The organism is Mycolicibacterium phocaicum (assembly GCF_010731115.1).
Lineage (GTDB): Bacteria > Actinomycetota > Actinomycetes > Mycobacteriales > Mycobacteriaceae > Mycobacterium > Mycobacterium phocaicum.
In genome coordinates this window covers 2,464,743-2,480,829 of record NZ_AP022616.1, presented here as the reverse complement: position 1 = coordinate 2,480,829, position 16,087 = coordinate 2,464,743, and the positions used below count along the sequence as shown (strand labels likewise).

The following is a 16,087-nucleotide window of genomic DNA, read 5'->3' as shown; positions in this document are numbered from 1 at the left end:
TGCCCGCCGTGCACCGGCTTGCACGAACGCCGGGACGCGGCTTACATGGGTAGGCATGCCAGACATTGATCGTCGCAGCATGCTGTCGATGGCGGGGCTGGGCCTGTTGGCCGCCACGCTTCCCAACGCCGAGGCCCACGCTGATACGCCCGGAAAACTCATCTTCGTGGACAACTTCGACGGCCCCGCGGGATCGTCGCCCGACACCTCGAAATGGGAGATCGCGACAGCCCGCGAGTCGATGGAGAACCCCACCTACTGGGAGCTGCCCGAACACGTCGGCCAGTACCGCAACGACCGCAAGAACCTGTTCCTGGACGGCAAATCGAACCTGGTGATCCGCGCCGCCAAGGACGGGAACACCTACTTCAGCGGCAAGATTTTCGGCACCTTCAAAGCCGGCATCGGCCACACCTTCGAAGCCCGGATCAAGCTCAACTGCCTGACCCCGGGCTGCTGGCCGGCCTGGTACCTGGCCAACAACACCCCGGGCATCGGTGGCGAGGTCGACATCATGGAGTGGTACGGCAACGGGAGCTGGGCGCCCGGCACCACGGTGCACGTCAACCTCAATGGCGGCGAACATGTTTCGCACAACATCACGCCTGACACCGCGTGGCACAACTGGCGTTGCCAATGGGACGACGCCGGCATCCGGTTCTGGCTGGATTACACCGACGGCGCGCAGCCGTACTTCAACGTGCCGGCAAAGTCGTTGCCCAACTGGCACTTCAACGATCCGGGCTACACCCTGTTCCCGATTCTCGGCCTCGCCGTGGCCGGTTCTGGGGGCGGTGACCCCTCAGGGGGAACGTACCCCGCCGACATGCTGGTCGACTGGGTGAAGATCTGGTAGCTACCGGCTGGGCTTGAAGCTGCGCAGTCGCAGGCTGTTGCTCACCACGAACAGCGAGCTGAAAGCCATTGCCGCGCTGGCGATCATCGGGTTGAGCATGCCCGCCGCCGCCAGCGGGATCGCCGCGACGTTGTAGGCGAACGCCCAGAACAGATTGCCCTTGATGGTCTTGAGTGTCGCTCGGGACAGCCGGATGGCGTCTCCCGCCGCCCGCAGGTCCCCACTGACCAGGGTGAGGTCCGAGGCCTCGATCGCCACATCGGTACCGGTGCCCATGGCCAGGCCCAAGTCGGCCTGCGCGAGGGCGGCAGCGTCATTCACGCCGTCGCCGACCATGGCCACGACGCGGCCCTGATCCTGCAGGCGCTTGATCTCGTCGACCTTGTCCGCCGGCAGGACCTCGGCGATCACCGTGTCGATGCCGACTTCGGCCGCCACCGCGCCGGCCGCGCGGGCGTTGTCCCCGGACAGCAGGACGGGCGTCAGTCCCAGCTTCTTGAGTTCGGTAATCGCTTCGGCGGCAGTGTCTTTCACCGTGTCCGAGACGACGATGACGCCCGCGATCGCGCCGTCGACCGCGACCCAGACCGGGCTGCGGCCCTCCGCTTCGGCGTTCTGCGCGGCGGTCTGCAATTCGGGGGCGGCCTCAGCGGTGAGCCAGCTGCGACGCCCCACGGCGACGTCGTGACCGTCCACCACACCTGTGACGCCGCGACCGTCGTGGTTGACGAAGTCGGTGACCGCCGGCAGCGGTCCGTTCGCGGCGGCCCGGCTCGCGATGGCCTGGGCAATGGGGTGCTCGGAGGCGTGCTCCAACGCGCCGGCGAGCCGTAAGACGTTGTCGGACTCGGCATGTACCGCCGCCAGCGTCATCTTCCCGGTCGTCACCGTGCCGGTCTTGTCCAGTACGACGGTGTCGACCTTGCGGGTCGATTCGAGTACCTGCGGGCCCTTGATCAGGATGCCCAGCTGCGCGCCGCGTCCGGTGCCGACCAACAGCGCCGTCGGTGTGGCCAGTCCCAGGGCGCAGGGGCACGCGATGATCAGCACCGAAACCGCGGCCGTCAGTGCGGCGCTGACCGTGCCACCCGCGACCAGCCAGCCGATCAGCGTCAACAGTGCCAGCCCGATGACCACGGGCACGAAGACCGCCGACACCCGGTCAGCGAGACGCTGCACCTCGGCCTTGCCACTCTGCGCATCGGCCACCAACCGTGCCATCTGCGCCAGTTGGGTGTCGGCGCCGACACGCGTGGCCCGAACTTCAAGGCGTCCACCGGCATTCACCGTCGCGCCGGCCAACTGGTCGCCAGGGCCGACCTCGACAGGCACCGATTCGCCGGTCAACATCGACGCGTCCACGGCAGACGTTCCGGACACCACCACACCGTCCGTCGCGATCTTCTCGCCGGGCCGGACCACGAAGACGTCTCCGACTACCAGTTCCTCGATGGGCAGCCGGGTTTCGTGGCCGTCGCGAAGCACCGCGACGTCCTTGGCGCCCAGGTCGAGCAGCGCGCGCAGCGCCGCGCCCGACTGTCGCTTGGCGCGGGTCTCGAAGAACTTGCCGGCGAGGATCAGGGTCGTGACGGTGGCGGCGACTTCCAGGTAGAGGTGGTCGCTACCGGTGCTGAGCATCCACGCCGACCACAGGTACGACGTGAGAACGCCCAGCGACACCAACGTGTCCATGGTCGCCGCGCCGTGCCGCAGGTTCGTCCACGCGGCGTGGTGCAACGGCCAGGCGCCCCAGAACACCACAGGGGTGGCGAGTGTCAGCGCCCACAGGGGCCAGTGCGGGAATTGCAGGGCCGGAATCATCGACAGCGCGATGACGGGGATCGTCGGGGCCAGCGACACCAGCAGGCGTGGCAGGTAGGCCGTTTCGGCGGGGGTATCGGTCTTGTCGATGCTTGCGGTGTAGCCGGTGGCCTCGACGGCCGCGACCAGCTCGTCGGTGGTCACACTCTCGGGATAGGTGATGGCCGCCTGCTCGGTCGCGAAGTTCACGCTGGCGTGAACACCGTCGATCCGGTTGAGCCGCTTCTCAATTCGGGCCGCGCATGACGAACACGTCATGCCGCCCACCGACAGTGTGACCGACGTGGTCATGCGCGATCCGCCTCCGGCTTCTCGCTGGTCGTCATGCCGGTTGGACGACGTCGTATCCGGCGTCTTCGATGGCGGCGGCAACGGCGGCGCGGTCGGGCTCGCCGTCCACCCGTACGGTTCCGGCCTTGAGGTCGACCTCGACACCGGTCACGCCGGGCAGCGGCTCGACAGCAGAGGTGATGGACGCGACGCAGTGTCCGCACGACATTCCCTGAACTTCAAGTACCTGACTCATGCCCTGGAGTATATACCCATAGGGGGTATAGGTAGCGCTGTGATTCGGGTCTCTGTGGAATCTGCTCTTTTAGTCGCTTCGGGTGGCATCCTGGTTCCATGGCGCGCAAAGAAATTGATCCGGTCCGGGCGAAGAGTGCCCTCGCGGTAGCGAAGGAGCACCCGGGCATGCTGCTTTTCGTGGCGTCGCCGGTGATCGCCGCCATCGTGCTGGTCGGCGTGTTCGTCAGTACGGGCTGGGCCGTGTTCCTGGCGTTGGTGGTGCTTGGGCTGGCCGCCTTCGGCGGTTCCGCGCTGCTGCGTAAGCGCTGATAACACCCTTTTCGCTTTGTACTTTCGCTTCGGGTGAAACGCTGTTTTGTAGCAGCTGTAACGGTGTAATTATGTAAGCATGAGGCAACGTCATTCTGGCCAGGACCGCCGCGGCGGCTGGCAACAAGCGCAGCAGCCCGATGCGGGCGACGCCGCCGACTGGTTCGCCGGCCGGCTCCCCGAAGAGTGGTTCGCGGGCGACCCGGACGTCACGGTGGACCGCGAGGAGATCGTGGTCATCGGGCGCCTGCCCGAGCCCGAGAATCCGGAAACGGCCGCTCGGGCTTCCGGGCGGGTGGCGCGCTTCCGGGAAGAGACCCGGTCCGAGCGCATGCGGATCGCCGATGAGGCCGAGGCTCGCTACGGCCGCAAAGTGGCCTGGGGCGTGTCGGTGGGGGAGTCGGAACGAATCCTGTTCACCCACTTGGCTGTTCCCGTGATGACGCGACTCAAGCAACCGGAGCGTCAGGTGCTCGACACGCTGGTCGACGCCGGCGTGGCCCGGTCACGGTCCGATGCGCTGGCGTGGTCGGTTCGGTTGGTCGGTGAGCATGCCGAAGAGTGGCTCGCGAAACTGCGGGATGCCATGACCGCGGTCGACGATCTTCGTGCGGAGGGTCCGCAACTCTGATCAACCATTGACGTTCGCTGCCGCGCGGGTGCAGGCTCAAAGGACCGGCCCGATGGGAGCGCGTCATGAGCGATCGGTTGTTCAATTACATCGGCGAGATGCTGTGCGGCGGCCTGGATGCCGACCTCGCTTCAGCCTGTGTGCTCGGGCCGGGTGACTTCACGAAATTCTTGACCGATGACGTGCGACTGCACGTCATTCAGGGACGGTTGGCGGCCGAGGAATGGGGCAGCGCCGAGCAGCACGGCCCGGTGCGAGTGCTGGCCACGCACATCGTCATCACCGAGCATGGGCTGCTGTATGCGGCCGAGGTCGGCGGGCCGAATCCCGGCTACTACCTCGCGGCGCCGCGGGCACTGCTCGAACCTGTTGCCGACCACATCGCCGACAGCCCGCCGCCGTCGGGCACGGCCGCTGCCGTGGACTGCCGACTGGAGCACGACCTCACCTCCATCTGGCAGTTCGAGAGTGCACTGCGGCACCGCCTCGAGTCCGATCCGGTCATCCGAGTCCAACTGACCTCTGCGTTCGCGGCCTGAGTCATGGGATCTACGGCGTCCCTGCGGCGCCAAAGCCTCGTGCGCAGTGCAGTTTTCACCCTTGTCGTGCCGGGCACCATGGCCGGCCTGATCCCGTATTCGCTGACCGGTTGGCGGCGGATTGGGGACTTGTTCGGCCTACCTGGCATTTGGGTGGGCGGCGTGGTGCTGATTCTTCTGGGGCTTCCGGTACTGCTCGCGGCGATCTACAAATTCGCCAGTGACGGGCTCGGCACGCCATTGCCGATGGCGCCGACGCAGACCTTGGTCGTGACGGGGCCGCACCGGTACGTCCGCAACCCGATGTATCTCGCGGTTGCGACTGTCATCCTCGGTCAAGCGTTGGTTCTCGGTCAGCCTGTACTCCTTTGGTACTTAGTGTTTTTCGTGTTGGCGACGAGCGCGTTCGTGTACTTCTATGAGCAGCCTGCGCTGACGAGGCAATTCGGCGACGAGTACCGGCGCTACTGTGCGTCCGTCCCGGCCTGGGTGCCGCGGGTGATGCCGTATCGACCGTAGGTTTGTTGGGGGTACGCGGGCGTCGTCGGTGAAGTTCTTGCTTGAGGCCCCCGCTGTGCCGGCGCGTCCGACGCCATGTCGACGCGCCCGCGTAATGGCGACGTACCCGGCGCATCTTCGCGTCTGGCGCCATTTCTCGCCTGCCGCCACTTCGCGTCTGCCGCCACGTCGACGCTTCCGGCGCCGCGTCCGGAGTCGGTGACGGCGCCGGCCCTGTCTGGTACGAAAGTACCATTTTCAATACGCCCGTCATGTCTCGGCACCGTCGCGAAAATGGTGATACACCGGAAAATCCGTGCATCCACCCCTTGTGGTTCGAACATTTGTTCGATATAGTGTGTTATGGGAATCACACCGGATCTCAACCCACTCCTCGACCACCTGCGCGGCGTGGTCGTCCCTGAGAACATGTCGGGCGAGGATGCCGTCAACGTCACGCGGCTGCTGCTGCTGATCCGGGGCGTGGTTGACCATCTCTCCGCGACAATGACCGCGGTGCTGGACCGCTGTGGTGTGGCGGCATCGCAGGGCCGATCGCCGCGCGAGCTGCTGATGTCGTTGGGGTGTGCACCCTCGGTGGCCGAACGGCTGATCCGCGTCGGCGGTGCGCTGCCGGCGCTGCCCACGCTCGCGGCGCACGCCGGCGACGGGGCGATCTCCGGTGAGCATGTCGATGCGATCGTCAAAGGCATCAACCACATACAGGCCCGCGCGCCCGGACCAGTCGACGAGCAAGCCCGGTTCGCGCAGGTGACCGATCTGCTGGGCCAGTTCTTCTCCGGAGCCACCCCGGCCGACATCGGCAACCGGGCCCGCCGGTTGGGCAACCGGCACGCCGCCGCAGAAGGCGGGCTGCCCGCCGCCGAAGACCGCTCGGTCAACACCGTCGACCACCGCATCACCTCCGATGGGCGGGTCCAGGTCCGCGCGGACCTGGACGCTGAGGTCGGCGCCAAATACATCGCCGCGATGGAGGAGCACTCGGCACCGCGGCCCGAACCCGACGGAACCCCAGATGTGCGTTCCGCGGGGCGGCGGCGCGCTGATGCGCTGGAGGCGGTGTTGGATATCGCCGCCCGCGGCGGCGATATTGCCAGCGCGCCGCGCACCCAACTACTCATCACCGTGCCCGCCGACACCCCGGACCTGGCCACGCTGGAATTCATTGGATCGATCAGCACCATGACCCTGGACCGGCTCACCTGCGACACCACCGTCACCACGATCATCGTCGACGGCGAACACGTACCCCTCGATATGAGCCGCGAGAAACGCCTGTTCCCACCTCACCTACGCAAAGCGCTATATCTGCGCGATCAATGCTGCATCAAATGCGGCGCACCACCCGGACGCACCCACGCCCACCACATCGTGCACTGGACCCACCACGGCGAAACATCACTGGGCAACGGGTGCCTGCTGTGCCCGGCGTGTCACGCCAACGTGCATCACGACGGCTGGGACGTCGTCATGGGAATGGACAAACACCCCTGGCTCATCCCACCCGCGGCCGTCGACCCGGACCGAAAACCCATCCCCGCGTACAACCGCCGCACCATGCGACTCGACACGGCCGCGTAACACCTAAAGCATTGTGCACCTTGACAACTCAACAGTGAACATTGATCGCGGGCCTGCCGCTTCGGCGGCGGAGCGGCAGGCCCGCGCACCGGCTGAACGCAGGAAACCTGCCACCGCCGCGGTGTCCGGCTCAGCAGTGGGCGTTGCACGCAGCCGTCAGGCCTGCGTCATCTGCCAGTAGGCCCCGCGTCGCTGGAGCAGCTCGTCGTGGGACCCGCGCTCGACGATCCGCCCGGCCTGGACCACGAGGATCAGATCGGCGTCGCGGATGGTGGAAAGACGGTGCGCGATAATGAAACTCGTCCGATTGCGGCGCAGCTCCGCGGTGGCCTGGGCGATCAGCAGCTCGGTGCGGCTGTCGACGGAACTGGTGGCCTCGTCGAGGATCAGCAGCTGAGGTTGCCGGACCAGCGCTCGGGCAATCGTGATCAGCTGCTTCTCGCCGGCACTGATGTTCACGCCGTTCTCGTTGAGGCGCGTCTGGTACCCGTTCGGCAGCGTATGCACGAAATGGTCGACGCGCGCGGTGCGGGCAGCCTCGATCACCTCGGCCTCGGAGGCCCCGGGACGTCCGTAGGCGATGTTGTCGTAGATCGTGCCGCCGATGAGCCACGTGTCCTGCAGCACCATGCCGATGCGTGATCGCAGGTCGGCACGGCTCATCGTCGCAATGTCACGGCCGCCCAGCAGGATTCGGCCGGAATCCGGCTCGTAGAACCGCATCAGCAGATTGACCAGCGTGGTCTTGCCGGCCCCCGTCGGCCCGACGATGGCCACGGTGGTGCCGGGTTCGACGACGAACGACAGGTTCTCGATGACCCGGGTTCCGGGCAGGTATGAGAAGTTGACTTGCTCGAACTCGACGAGGTCCGGCGCAGCTGAGCCCGCGCCCGACCCCGGCCCGGCCTCAAGGACGGCCTCTTCGTCGGCATCCAGGAACTCGAAAACCCGTTCCGCGCTGGCCATCCCGGACTGCATGGTGTTGTACATCGACGCGATCTGGGTCAATGGCTGGTTGAACTGCCGCACATACTGGATGAACGCCTGGATGCTGCCCAGGCTGATCTGCCCGGTCGCCACCTGGATACCACCGACCACCGCGACGCCGACGTAGCTGATGTTGCCGATGAACGTGGTGATCGGGGAGACCAGCCCGGAAAGCGACTGTGCGCCGAAACTCGCCTGGTACACATCGTCGTTCAGTTCGCGGAACTTCTCCTCGGCCAGTGCGCGGTGCCCGAAGGTCTTGACGACGGTGAAACCGCTGTAGGTCTCTTCGATGTGGGCGTTGAGCCGGCCGGTATTGCGCCACTGGGCCATGAACTGTTGCCGCGACCGCTTGGTGATGATCCGCGTCGTCAGCAAGGTGAGCGGCACCGTCAGCACCGTGATCAACGCCAGCAGCGGCGAAATCCAGATCATCGCCGCCAGCACGGCAACCACTGCCAGTGCCGAGGTCAGGAGCTGGCTGACGGTGATCGTCAACGACGTCTGGACGTTGTCGATGTCGTTGGTGACCCGGCTGAGAATCTCGCCACGGGGGCGGGAATCGAAGTACGACAACGGCAGTCGGTGAATCTTGTCCTCGACGTGTGAGCGCAGCGTGAACATGGTGCGTTGCACGATGGTGTTGAGCAGCCGTGCCTCGGCCCACACCATCACCGCGGACACCAGATACAGCAGCAGCGCGAGAGTCAGCACGTGGCCGATCGCCGTGAAGTCGACGCCCTGGCCCGGAACGACATCGGACCCGGCGAGCAGGTCGGCAAAGGTGTTGTCGCCGCGCGCCCGCGCCGCAGCGACCGCCTGCTCACGGCTGATACCCGCCGGCAACCCGCGGCCCAGCACCCCGTTGAACAACAGGTCGGTGGCGTGGCCCAGGATGCGGGGCCCGATCACGCCGACCGCGATCCCGGCGATGCCCAACAGCATCACCACTATCACCCGACTGCGTTGCGGCGCCAGTTGTTTCACCAGCCGCAGCGCCGTGCCACGGAAGTTCTCGGACCGCGAACCGGACGCCAGCATGGCGGCCGAGGGCGGCCGGGTCACGCCACGCCCCCGGCCACAATCGCCTGAGAATCGGCGAACTCGCGATATACCGCGCAGGACTCGAGAAGCTCGGCATGCGTGCCGGCGCCGACCACCCGGCCGCTGTCCAGCACGACGATCTGATCGGCCGTGATGACCGTCGAAAGCCGTTGGGCGACAATGATCACCGTGGCATCGGCGGCCACCGCGGACAACGCGGCCCGCACCCGGGCGTCGGTGTGGACATCCAACGCCGAGAATGCGTCATCGAACAGGTACACCGCGGGCCGCCGGACCACCGCGCGGGCGATGGCGAGGCGCTGGCGCTGGCCACCGGAGAAATTCGTGCCGCCCTGTGCGACGGGCATGCCCAGCCCCTCGGGGTGGTCTGCCACGAAGTCGGCCGACGCGACGCCGAGCGCCGCCCACATCTCGTCTTCGGTCGCGTCGGCCTTGCCGAACCGCAGGTTGTCGGCGACCGTGCCGGAAAACACGTGCCCGCGTTGCGGCACCACCCCGATCGTCGACCACAACTGTTCGGGGTCGTAGTCGCGGACGTCGACGCCGTCGACCATCACGGAGCCTGAGGTGACGTCATACATCCGGCACAGCAGTGCCATCAGTGTCGACTTGCCGGAGCCGGTCGATCCCACGATGGCCGTCACCGTCCCCGGTAAAGCAGTCAGTGAAACCCCGTGCAACACAGGGTCGTCGGCCCCGGGATACCCGAAGGTGGCTGCCGTCACCTGGACCTTCCCGCACCGAACCTCCGGCACCAGGGGCGCGGCGGGTGACACGATCGACGGCTCGGTCGCGAGCACATCGGTGATCCGCTCGGCGCACACCGACGCGCGCGGCAGGATCACCAGCACGATGGTCACCATCAGCACGGCCATCAGGATCTGCATGAAGTACGAGAGGAACGCGATCAGCGAGCCGACCTGCATCTGGCCGTGATCGATGCGGATACCGCCGAACCAGATCACCGCCACGCTGGACAGATTCACCACGAGCGTCGTCGCGGGCAGCATCAGGGCCTGCCACCGGCCGACGGTCAGGGTGGTGTCGGTCAGCTCGTGATTCGCGTCGGCGAACCGGGCGCGTTCGGCGTCCTCGCGCGAGAAGGCCCGGACCACGCGGATACCGGTGAGCTGCTCGCGCAGCACGCGATTGATGTTGTCGATCAGCCGCTGCATCCGGCGGAACAGCGGCAGCAGCCGGGAGATGATCAGGTAATTGCACACCGCCATCATCGGCACGCTGACCAGCAGCAGCCACGACAGGCCGGCGTTCTGGTGCACGGCCATCGCGATGCCACCGACGCACATGATCGGCGCGGTGATCAGCATGGTGCAGGTCATCTGCACCAGGACCTGGATCTGCTGGACGTCGTTGGTGGTGCGGGTCATGAGCGTGGGCGCCCCGAACCGCACGGCTTCGGCGTTGGACCAGCCGAGCACCTGGCGGAAGACTGCCCAGCGCAGGTCGCGGCCGAAGCCCATGCCGGCGCGGGAACCGAAGTAGACGGCGCCGACGGCGCACAGCACCTGCAGCGCGCTGACGCCGAGCATGACGGCGCCGAGCCGCCCGATGACGGCGGTGTCGCCGCGTGCGACGCCGTGGTCGATGATGCGGGCGTTGAGCGTGGGCAGATACAGCGAGGCCAGCGTGCTGATCAGTTGCAGCGTCGCCACCACCGTCAGCTGCCGCCGATACGGCCTCGTGTACTGCCGCAGCAGTGCCCAGAGCATGCGGTTACTGTGGCACACCCGAGAATGCTTGTAGAAAGACCAGGTCAGTCGGCATGTCGGTGGTTGACCTCAGAACCTGCCGCTACAGTGCATGGCGTGACCCGCAGACAGGTGAAGACCGCCGCCGCGACCGTGCTTGCCGCGGCGATGATTCCGGCGATGTCCGCCTGCTCGGACGACAGCAGCAGCGGCGGCGCCCAGGCGGGCGGCCCGTCGGGCCCGGCTGCGTCGGGTCCGGCCAAGCATGGCCCCATGTTCCCGGTGTGCGGCGGCGTCAGCGATCAGACCGTCACCCAGCTGACCCAGGTCACGGGCCTCGTCAACACCGCGAAGAACTCCGTCGGCTGCCAGTGGCTGGTCAACGGTGGCATCCTCGGTCCGCACTTCTCGTTCACCTGGTACCGGGGCAGCCCAATCGGCCGCGAACGCAAGACCGAGGAGCGGACGCGGGCCGACGTCAACGACATCAACATCAACGGCCACTCCGGTTTCGTCGCACTCGGCGAGGACCCGATGATCGGCAAGAGCCTGTGTGAGGTCGGCATCCAGTTCGACGACGACTTCATCGAATGGTCCATCAGCTTCTCCCAGAAGCCGTTCCCTGATCCGTGCGACATCGCCAAGGAACTGGCCCGGCAATCGATTGCGAACGCGAAATGACACGACGGAAACTGGCTGGAGCGGTCGCCGTGATGTCGGCGCTGGCGCTGGTGGGTTGCGCCCGCTCGGTCGAGGGCACCGCGATGAAGGAAGGCGCCGGCGGCGGCAGCGAGCACTCGGCGGATTCGTACCCGAACCTGCTCAAAGAGTGCGACGTGCTGACCAACGACGTGCTGGCCAAGACGGTCGGCGCGGACCCGCTGGACATCCAGAGCACCTTCGTGGGCGCGGTGTGCCGGTGGCAGGCGCTGAACCAGTCGGCGGGCCTCATCGACATCACCCGGTTCTGGTACGAGCAGGGCAGCCTCGATGAAGAGACCAAGGTCGCCCAGCACCTGAACTACAAGTACGAGACCAAGGCGATCGCCGGCGTGAAGTCGATCATCATGCACCCGAACGATCCCAACGGCTCGTGCGGCGTGGCCAGTGACGCCGCCGGTGTCGTGGGCTGGTGGGTCAACCCGCAGGGGCCGGGCGCCGACACCTGTGGCATGGCCACCAAGCTGATGGAGCTGACGCTCGCCACCAACTCCTAGCGGGGGATGTGGAACTGGTCCAACGTGGCGCTGCGCAGCTCGACCTGCGTCCAGTGCCGGTCGGTGTGCAGGACGGCGATCGCTGACGTCGGGTACTTCATCGCAATCTGACCGGCGACGTCAGGGTCGCTCGCGTCGAGCGACGCCAGACTCAGCGCGAGCGATGACATGACCGGTTCGTGGCCGATCACCAGCAGCGTGTTCGCTGCCTCCGGCGCGCCGTTGATGACCTCGATGGCGATGCCTGCCGTGGCGTTGTAGAGGCGCTCGACGAATGTCACGGGCGCGCTGATGCCGGTGCGCTCGAGCGTCTGTCGGGTCCGGGTGGCGGTCGAGCACAGGACGGCGTCGACGGGCGGGAGATTTTCCCGAATCCAGTCTCCGGCCAGTGCCGCTTCGCGGATGCCGCGCTTGGCGAGCGGCCGCTCATGGTCGGCGACCCCGTCGGGGTAGTCGGATTTCGCGTGCCGCAGCAGGATCAATGTTCGGGTTCCCGTCACCCGCCCACCGTAGATCCCCGGAGTTGTCGGTGCCGGGTTTTACACTCGCCGCATGCGTTTCGTCCACACCGCCGACTGGCAGCTCGGTATGACCCGGCATTTCCTGGGCGGTGAGGCGCAGCCGCGCTACTCGGCCGCACGCCGTGACGCGGTGGCGCGCCTCGGTGCGCTGTGCGCCGAGGTCGGTGCGGAATTCGTCGTCGTGGCGGGGGACGTCTTCGAGCACAACCAGCTCGACCCGCGTGAGGTCAGCCTGTCGCTGGAGGCCATGCGCGCCATCAAGATTCCGGTGTTCCTGTTGCCCGGCAACCACGATCCGCTCGATCCATCGTCGGTGTACACCAGCACACTGTTCCTCGCCGAATGCCCGCCGAACGTCACTGTGCTCGACGGTGTGCACGAGCTGCGCCCCGGCGTGCAGATCATCGGTGCGCCGTGGCGCTCCAAGGCACCCACCACGGACCTGACGGGCGACGCGGTGGCCGACCTGCCGGCCGACGGCGTCACCCGAATCGTGGTGGGCCACGGCGGGGTTGACGTCCTCGATCCCGATCCCACGAAGCCGGCGCTGATCCGGCTGGACACCATCGAGGACGCTGTACGGCGGGGTGCCGTCCATTACGTGGCGTTGGGGGACAAGCACTCTCGCACCGAGGTCGGCAGCACCGGCCGGGTGTGGTACTCCGGGGCGCCCGAGGTCACGAATTACGATGACATCGAAGCGGATTCGGGCCACGTCCTGGTGGTCGACGTCGACGACGCGGATCAGTCGGTGACGGTCGAGGCCCGGAGGGTTGGCCAGTGGCGGTTCGTCACGCTGCGCCGGATCGTCGACACGGATCGCGACATCGCCGACCTGCACCTGAATCTGGATGGCCTCCCGGACAAGGAACGCACGGTGGTCCGTCTGGCGCTGACCGGCTCTCTGACCATCTCCGACAAGGCCGCACTCGACGTCTGCCTGGATCGCTACGCACGGCTGTTCGCCGCGCTGACCACGTGGGAACGGCACACCGACCTCGTCGTGGTCCCGGCAGACGGTGAATTCTCGGACCTGGGCATCGGCGGGTTCGCCGCGGCGGCGGTCGACGAACTGGTCGGCACCGCAAGCACTTCGGGCGACGACGCCGACGACGCGCGCGCGGCTCTTGCGCTGCTGCTGCGGCTGGTCGATCGGGGGAGCGCGGCATGAAGTTGCACCGGCTGGTCCTGACCAATTACCGCGGTATCACCCACCGCGAGATCGATTTTCCCGAGCGCGGCGTGGTGGTGGTCGCCGGCGCCAACGAGATCGGCAAGTCCTCCATGATCGAGGCGCTCGATCTGCTGCTGGAGTCCAAGGACCGCTCGACCAAGAAAGAGGTCAAGCAGGTCAAGCCGACCCACGCCGATGTGGGTGCCGAGGTGACGGCCGAAATCTCCACCGGCCCTTACCGGTTCGAGTACTACAAGCGGTTCCACAAGAAGGCCGAGACGCGGCTGACCATCCTCGCGCCGCGCCGCGAGCAGCTCACCGGCGACGAGGCACACGACCGCGTGCGGGGGATGCTCGAGGAGACGGTCGACACCGAACTCTGGCGGGCCCAACGCATTCTGCAGTCTGCCGCCATGGTGCCGGTCGATCTCGCCGGATGCGACGCGCTGGCTCGGGCACTCGATGTCGCGGCCGGACAGGCCGGTGCGCTCGAGGGCGCGTTGTCGGGCAACGAGCCGTTGCTGGTCGACCGGATCGATGCCGAATTCTTGAAGTACTTCACGCAGACCGGCCGTCCCACCGGCGTGTGGGCCGACGCCATCAAGGGACTGAAGGCCGCACAGGCCGAGGTCGCGGCGCGTACCGCCGCGGTCGCCGAAGTGGACGAGGCGGTCCGCCGCCACGGCGAGCTGACGGCGGAATTGGCCACGGCCACTGAGCAATTGGCCGCCGCTGAGGTGCGGCTGGCGGCGGCTCGGGAAGCGGCCACAGCGGTGGCCCGAGTCCGCGACGACCTCGCCCAGGCACGCGTGCAGGCGCAGGCCGCGGTGGCGACGTCGACGGCAGCACGGAGCGCTCTCGATGAACGGCAGCGGCTGCAGGCCGACGTCCAGCAACAGACCGGCAGCATCGGTGAACTGACAGCCGCCGCCGAGCACGCCGCGCAACAGCAGGTGGCCGCGGCACAGCTGCAGCAGGCCGCCGACACCGCCGTGGCGGTGGCGCGGTCCGTGGTGGACGCCGGCCGGGTGCGCCTGGATGCGGCGCGGCGCGTGGTGGACCAACTGTCACAGCGTGCCGAGGCCGCTCGGCTGGCCGGCCTGCTGGAGCGGGTGCGGGCCGCCGCGGACGAACTGGCGGCGGTTGCCGATCAGCTCGGCAAGATCATGCTGACCGCAGCGGGCATGCGGGCCATCGAAACGGCCAACGCAGCCGTGGACCGGGCTGCCGCGGCCGCTGAACTCGCCTCGGCGCGAATCGAATTGGTGGCACACGGTGACGTCGAGTTGCGGGTCGGCGACCAGGACGTGACGTTGTCCGCAGGGGCGGAGTGGGCCACGAGCGCGGGCGGCCGGACCGATGTCGAGCTCCCCGGGCTGCTGACGGTGCGGGTGCTGCCCGGCACCCCGGCGGCGGACACCAGTGCGATTCTGGATGCCGCGCGCAATGCGCTGGCGGCTGCGCTCCAGCCGCACGGGGCCGCCGATGTCGAGGCCGCTCGGGCGCTGGACACCAGGCGGCGCGAACTCGAGGCGGACCGTGATCGGCTGACCGTCACCCGGCAGACCCTGCTGGGCGCCGACACGGTCGAGGCCCTCGCGGCCCGGCTGGCCGGGCTGCGGGAGCAACTCGGCGACACCGATCCTATCGACGTCGGGGCCGCGCGGGCCGAGCTGGAGGCCGCCGATGCCGAACAGCGCCGGGCGGCAACCGATTACGAGCAGTGCCGCGACACTGCCACTGCCGCGGCTGCTGCGGTGGCGGCCGCGCTGACCGCGGCGACGGTCGCCCGCGAGAAGGTGACGGCGGCGACGACCGCGCTCGCCGAGGCCACCGCGCGACTGACCCGGCAGCGTGAACTCGAAGACGACGCAGCATTGACCCAGCGCGTCGCGGTGCTGGCGGAGCAGGCGGCCGCTGCCGCCGCGCGCGAACAGGAACTGGCCGCCGCGCTGGCTGCTGCCGCACCCGAGACCGTCGACGCGGAACTGGCTGCGGCCACCGCGGATTCGGCCCGGCTCACTACCCGCCGCCGCAAACTCGATGACCAATTGCGGGACGTGGCAGCGCAATTGAAGGTGTACGGGACGCAGGGCCGGCAGAGTCAGCTCGATGTGGCCGAGGTCGCGCTGCGGCACGCCGAGTCCGAGCACGCCGCCGTCGGCCGGCGCGCCCGGGCCGCTGAATTGCTGCGCACGGTGATGGGCCGGCATCGTGAGCAGGCCCGGCAGCGGTACGTGGCACCGTTCCGCACCGAGGTGGAACGGCTGGGGCGCATCGTGTTCGGTGACAGTTTCGCCGTCGAGGTCGACAGTGATCTGCGGATTTGCAGTCGCACCGTGGCGGGCACCACCGTGCCGTACGAGAGCCTGTCCGGTGGGGCCAAGGAACAGTTGGGGATCGTCGCCCGACTGGCCGGAGCGGCGTTGGTGGCCAAGGAGGACACCGTCCCGGTGATCATCGACGACGCGCTGGGGTTCACCGACGCGGGCCGGTTGACCCGGATGGGTGAGGTGTTCGACGCGGTCGGCGGCGACGGTCAGGTGATCGTGCTGACCTGCAGCCCCGAGCGTTATGCCAGCGTCGGTGACGCGACGCGCATCGAGCTCACCGCTTAGGCCGTTGGCGGG

The 16,087-nt window shown here is 67.6% G+C and carries 15 protein-coding genes; 10 read left to right on the top strand and 5 right to left on the bottom strand.

Annotated elements, in window-relative coordinates:
- Positions 1 to 55 precede the first annotated feature (55 nt).
- Positions 56 to 856: a glycoside hydrolase family 16 protein gene (locus G6N46_RS11850; RefSeq protein ID WP_064858941.1), complete on the top strand. Its 801-nt coding sequence runs from the start codon at positions 56 to 58 to the stop codon at positions 854 to 856.
- Here the strand turns inward: G6N46_RS11850 and G6N46_RS11845 are convergent, their stop codons facing one another.
- Positions 857 to 2,968, bottom strand: coding sequence for a heavy metal translocating P-type ATPase (locus G6N46_RS11845; RefSeq protein WP_138249547.1), 2,112 nt, complete (start codon positions 2,966 to 2,968; stop codon positions 857 to 859).
- A 31-nt stretch (positions 2,969 to 2,999) separates the two neighbouring features.
- Positions 3,000 to 3,203 carry a cation transporter gene (locus G6N46_RS11840; RefSeq protein ID WP_061002753.1) on the bottom strand — a complete coding sequence of 68 codons (204 nt, stop codon included), beginning with the start codon at positions 3,201 to 3,203 and terminating at the stop codon, positions 3,000 to 3,002.
- A gap of 98 nt (positions 3,204 to 3,301) precedes the next feature.
- Between G6N46_RS11840 and G6N46_RS11835 the strand changes: the two genes are divergently transcribed.
- The 5 genes from G6N46_RS11835 to G6N46_RS11815 all read left to right on the top strand — a co-directional run bounded on the left by G6N46_RS11835 (position 3,302) and on the right by G6N46_RS11815 (position 6,784).
- Positions 3,302 to 3,514 carry a hypothetical protein gene (locus tag G6N46_RS11835; RefSeq protein WP_138249546.1) on the top strand — a complete coding sequence of 71 codons (213 nt, stop codon included), beginning with the start codon at positions 3,302 to 3,304 and terminating at the stop codon, positions 3,512 to 3,514.
- A 79-nt stretch (positions 3,515 to 3,593) separates the two neighbouring features.
- Positions 3,594 to 4,145: an ATP-binding transcription factor AbmR gene (locus G6N46_RS11830; protein ID WP_064858939.1), complete on the top strand. Its 552-nt coding sequence runs from the start codon at positions 3,594 to 3,596 to the stop codon at positions 4,143 to 4,145.
- Between the two features lie 65 nt (positions 4,146 to 4,210).
- The gene (locus tag G6N46_RS11825) at positions 4,211 to 4,684 is read left to right on the top strand and encodes a glucose-6-phosphate dehydrogenase (RefSeq protein ID WP_138249545.1); all 474 of its coding nucleotides are present in this window, start codon (positions 4,211 to 4,213) and stop codon (positions 4,682 to 4,684) included.
- Positions 4,685 to 4,750: 66 nt separating this feature from the next.
- A complete protein-coding gene (locus G6N46_RS11820; protein WP_197746722.1) occupies positions 4,751 to 5,203 on the top strand; it encodes a methyltransferase family protein in 453 nt (150 codons plus the stop codon).
- A 342-nt stretch (positions 5,204 to 5,545) separates the two neighbouring features.
- Positions 5,546 to 6,784 carry an HNH endonuclease gene (locus G6N46_RS11815; RefSeq protein WP_138249544.1) on the top strand — a complete coding sequence of 413 codons (1,239 nt, stop codon included), beginning with the start codon at positions 5,546 to 5,548 and terminating at the stop codon, positions 6,782 to 6,784.
- 156 nt (positions 6,785 to 6,940) lie between these two features.
- Here the strand turns inward: G6N46_RS11815 and G6N46_RS11810 are convergent, their stop codons facing one another.
- A complete protein-coding gene (locus G6N46_RS11810; protein ID WP_138249589.1) occupies positions 6,941 to 8,812 on the bottom strand; it encodes an ABC transporter ATP-binding protein in 1,872 nt (623 codons plus the stop codon).
- Positions 8,813 to 8,832: 20 nt separating this feature from the next.
- The gene (locus G6N46_RS11805; protein ID WP_061002655.1) at positions 8,833 to 10,566 is read right to left on the bottom strand and encodes an ABC transporter ATP-binding protein; all 1,734 of its coding nucleotides are present in this window, start codon (positions 10,564 to 10,566) and stop codon (positions 8,833 to 8,835) included.
- Between the two features lie 147 nt (positions 10,567 to 10,713).
- On the opposite strand from G6N46_RS11805, the gene G6N46_RS11800 reads away from it, so the two are divergent.
- Both G6N46_RS11800 and G6N46_RS11795 read left to right on the top strand, forming a co-directional pair.
- A complete protein-coding gene (locus G6N46_RS11800; RefSeq protein WP_061002656.1) occupies positions 10,714 to 11,226 on the top strand; it encodes a DUF3558 domain-containing protein in 513 nt (170 codons plus the stop codon).
- The gene (locus G6N46_RS11795) at positions 11,223 to 11,762 is read left to right on the top strand and encodes a DUF3558 domain-containing protein (RefSeq protein WP_061002649.1); all 540 of its coding nucleotides are present in this window, start codon (positions 11,223 to 11,225) and stop codon (positions 11,760 to 11,762) included. The genes G6N46_RS11800 and G6N46_RS11795 overlap by 4 nt, the downstream gene beginning before the upstream one ends.
- On the opposite strand, the gene G6N46_RS11790 is transcribed toward G6N46_RS11795, so the two are convergent.
- On the bottom strand, positions 11,759 to 12,262 hold the full coding sequence (locus G6N46_RS11790) for a SixA phosphatase family protein (protein ID WP_138249543.1): 504 nt from the start codon (positions 12,260 to 12,262) through the stop codon (positions 11,759 to 11,761). The genes G6N46_RS11795 and G6N46_RS11790 overlap by 4 nt on opposite strands.
- A 52-nt stretch (positions 12,263 to 12,314) precedes the next feature.
- Here G6N46_RS11790 and G6N46_RS11785 point away from each other — a divergent pair, with 52 nt between their 5' ends.
- Both G6N46_RS11785 and G6N46_RS11780 read left to right on the top strand, forming a co-directional pair.
- Entirely contained in the window at positions 12,315 to 13,454 is a 1,140-nt protein-coding gene (locus tag G6N46_RS11785) for a metallophosphoesterase family protein (RefSeq protein ID WP_138249542.1), read from the top strand.
- Positions 13,451 to 16,075, top strand: a complete 2,625-nt coding sequence (locus tag G6N46_RS11780) for an AAA family ATPase (RefSeq protein ID WP_138249541.1) — start codon at positions 13,451 to 13,453, stop codon at positions 16,073 to 16,075. The genes G6N46_RS11785 and G6N46_RS11780 overlap by 4 nt, the downstream gene beginning before the upstream one ends.
- Positions 16,076 to 16,087: the final 12 nt, after the last annotated feature.

What these genes read in the sequence shown, in the direction of transcription:
- G6N46_RS11850 (WP_064858941.1), top strand. Translation starts at nt 56, where the DNA reads ATGCCAGACATTGATCGTCGCAGCATGCTGTCGATGGCGGGGCTGGGC.
- G6N46_RS11845 (WP_138249547.1), bottom strand. Translation starts at nt 2,968, where the DNA reads ATGACCACGTCGGTCACACTGTCGGTGGGCGGCATGACGTGTTCGTCA.
- G6N46_RS11840 (WP_061002753.1), bottom strand. Translation starts at nt 3,203, where the DNA reads ATGAGTCAGGTACTTGAAGTTCAGGGAATGTCGTGCGGACACTGCGTC.
- G6N46_RS11835 (WP_138249546.1), top strand. Translation starts at nt 3,302, where the DNA reads ATGGCGCGCAAAGAAATTGATCCGGTCCGGGCGAAGAGTGCCCTCGCG.
- G6N46_RS11830 (WP_064858939.1), top strand. Translation starts at nt 3,594, where the DNA reads ATGAGGCAACGTCATTCTGGCCAGGACCGCCGCGGCGGCTGGCAACAA.
- G6N46_RS11825 (WP_138249545.1), top strand. Translation starts at nt 4,211, where the DNA reads ATGAGCGATCGGTTGTTCAATTACATCGGCGAGATGCTGTGCGGCGGC.
- G6N46_RS11815 (WP_138249544.1), top strand. Translation starts at nt 5,546, where the DNA reads ATGGGAATCACACCGGATCTCAACCCACTCCTCGACCACCTGCGCGGC.
- G6N46_RS11810 (WP_138249589.1), bottom strand. Translation starts at nt 8,812, where the DNA reads ATGCTGGCGTCCGGTTCGCGGTCCGAGAACTTCCGTGGCACGGCGCTG.
- G6N46_RS11805 (WP_061002655.1), bottom strand. Translation starts at nt 10,566, where the DNA reads ATGCTCTGGGCACTGCTGCGGCAGTACACGAGGCCGTATCGGCGGCAG.
- G6N46_RS11800 (WP_061002656.1), top strand. Translation starts at nt 10,714, where the DNA reads ATGATTCCGGCGATGTCCGCCTGCTCGGACGACAGCAGCAGCGGCGGC.
- G6N46_RS11795 (WP_061002649.1), top strand. Translation starts at nt 11,223, where the DNA reads ATGACACGACGGAAACTGGCTGGAGCGGTCGCCGTGATGTCGGCGCTG.
- G6N46_RS11785 (WP_138249542.1), top strand. Translation starts at nt 12,315, where the DNA reads ATGCGTTTCGTCCACACCGCCGACTGGCAGCTCGGTATGACCCGGCAT.
- G6N46_RS11780 (WP_138249541.1), top strand. Translation starts at nt 13,451, where the DNA reads ATGAAGTTGCACCGGCTGGTCCTGACCAATTACCGCGGTATCACCCAC.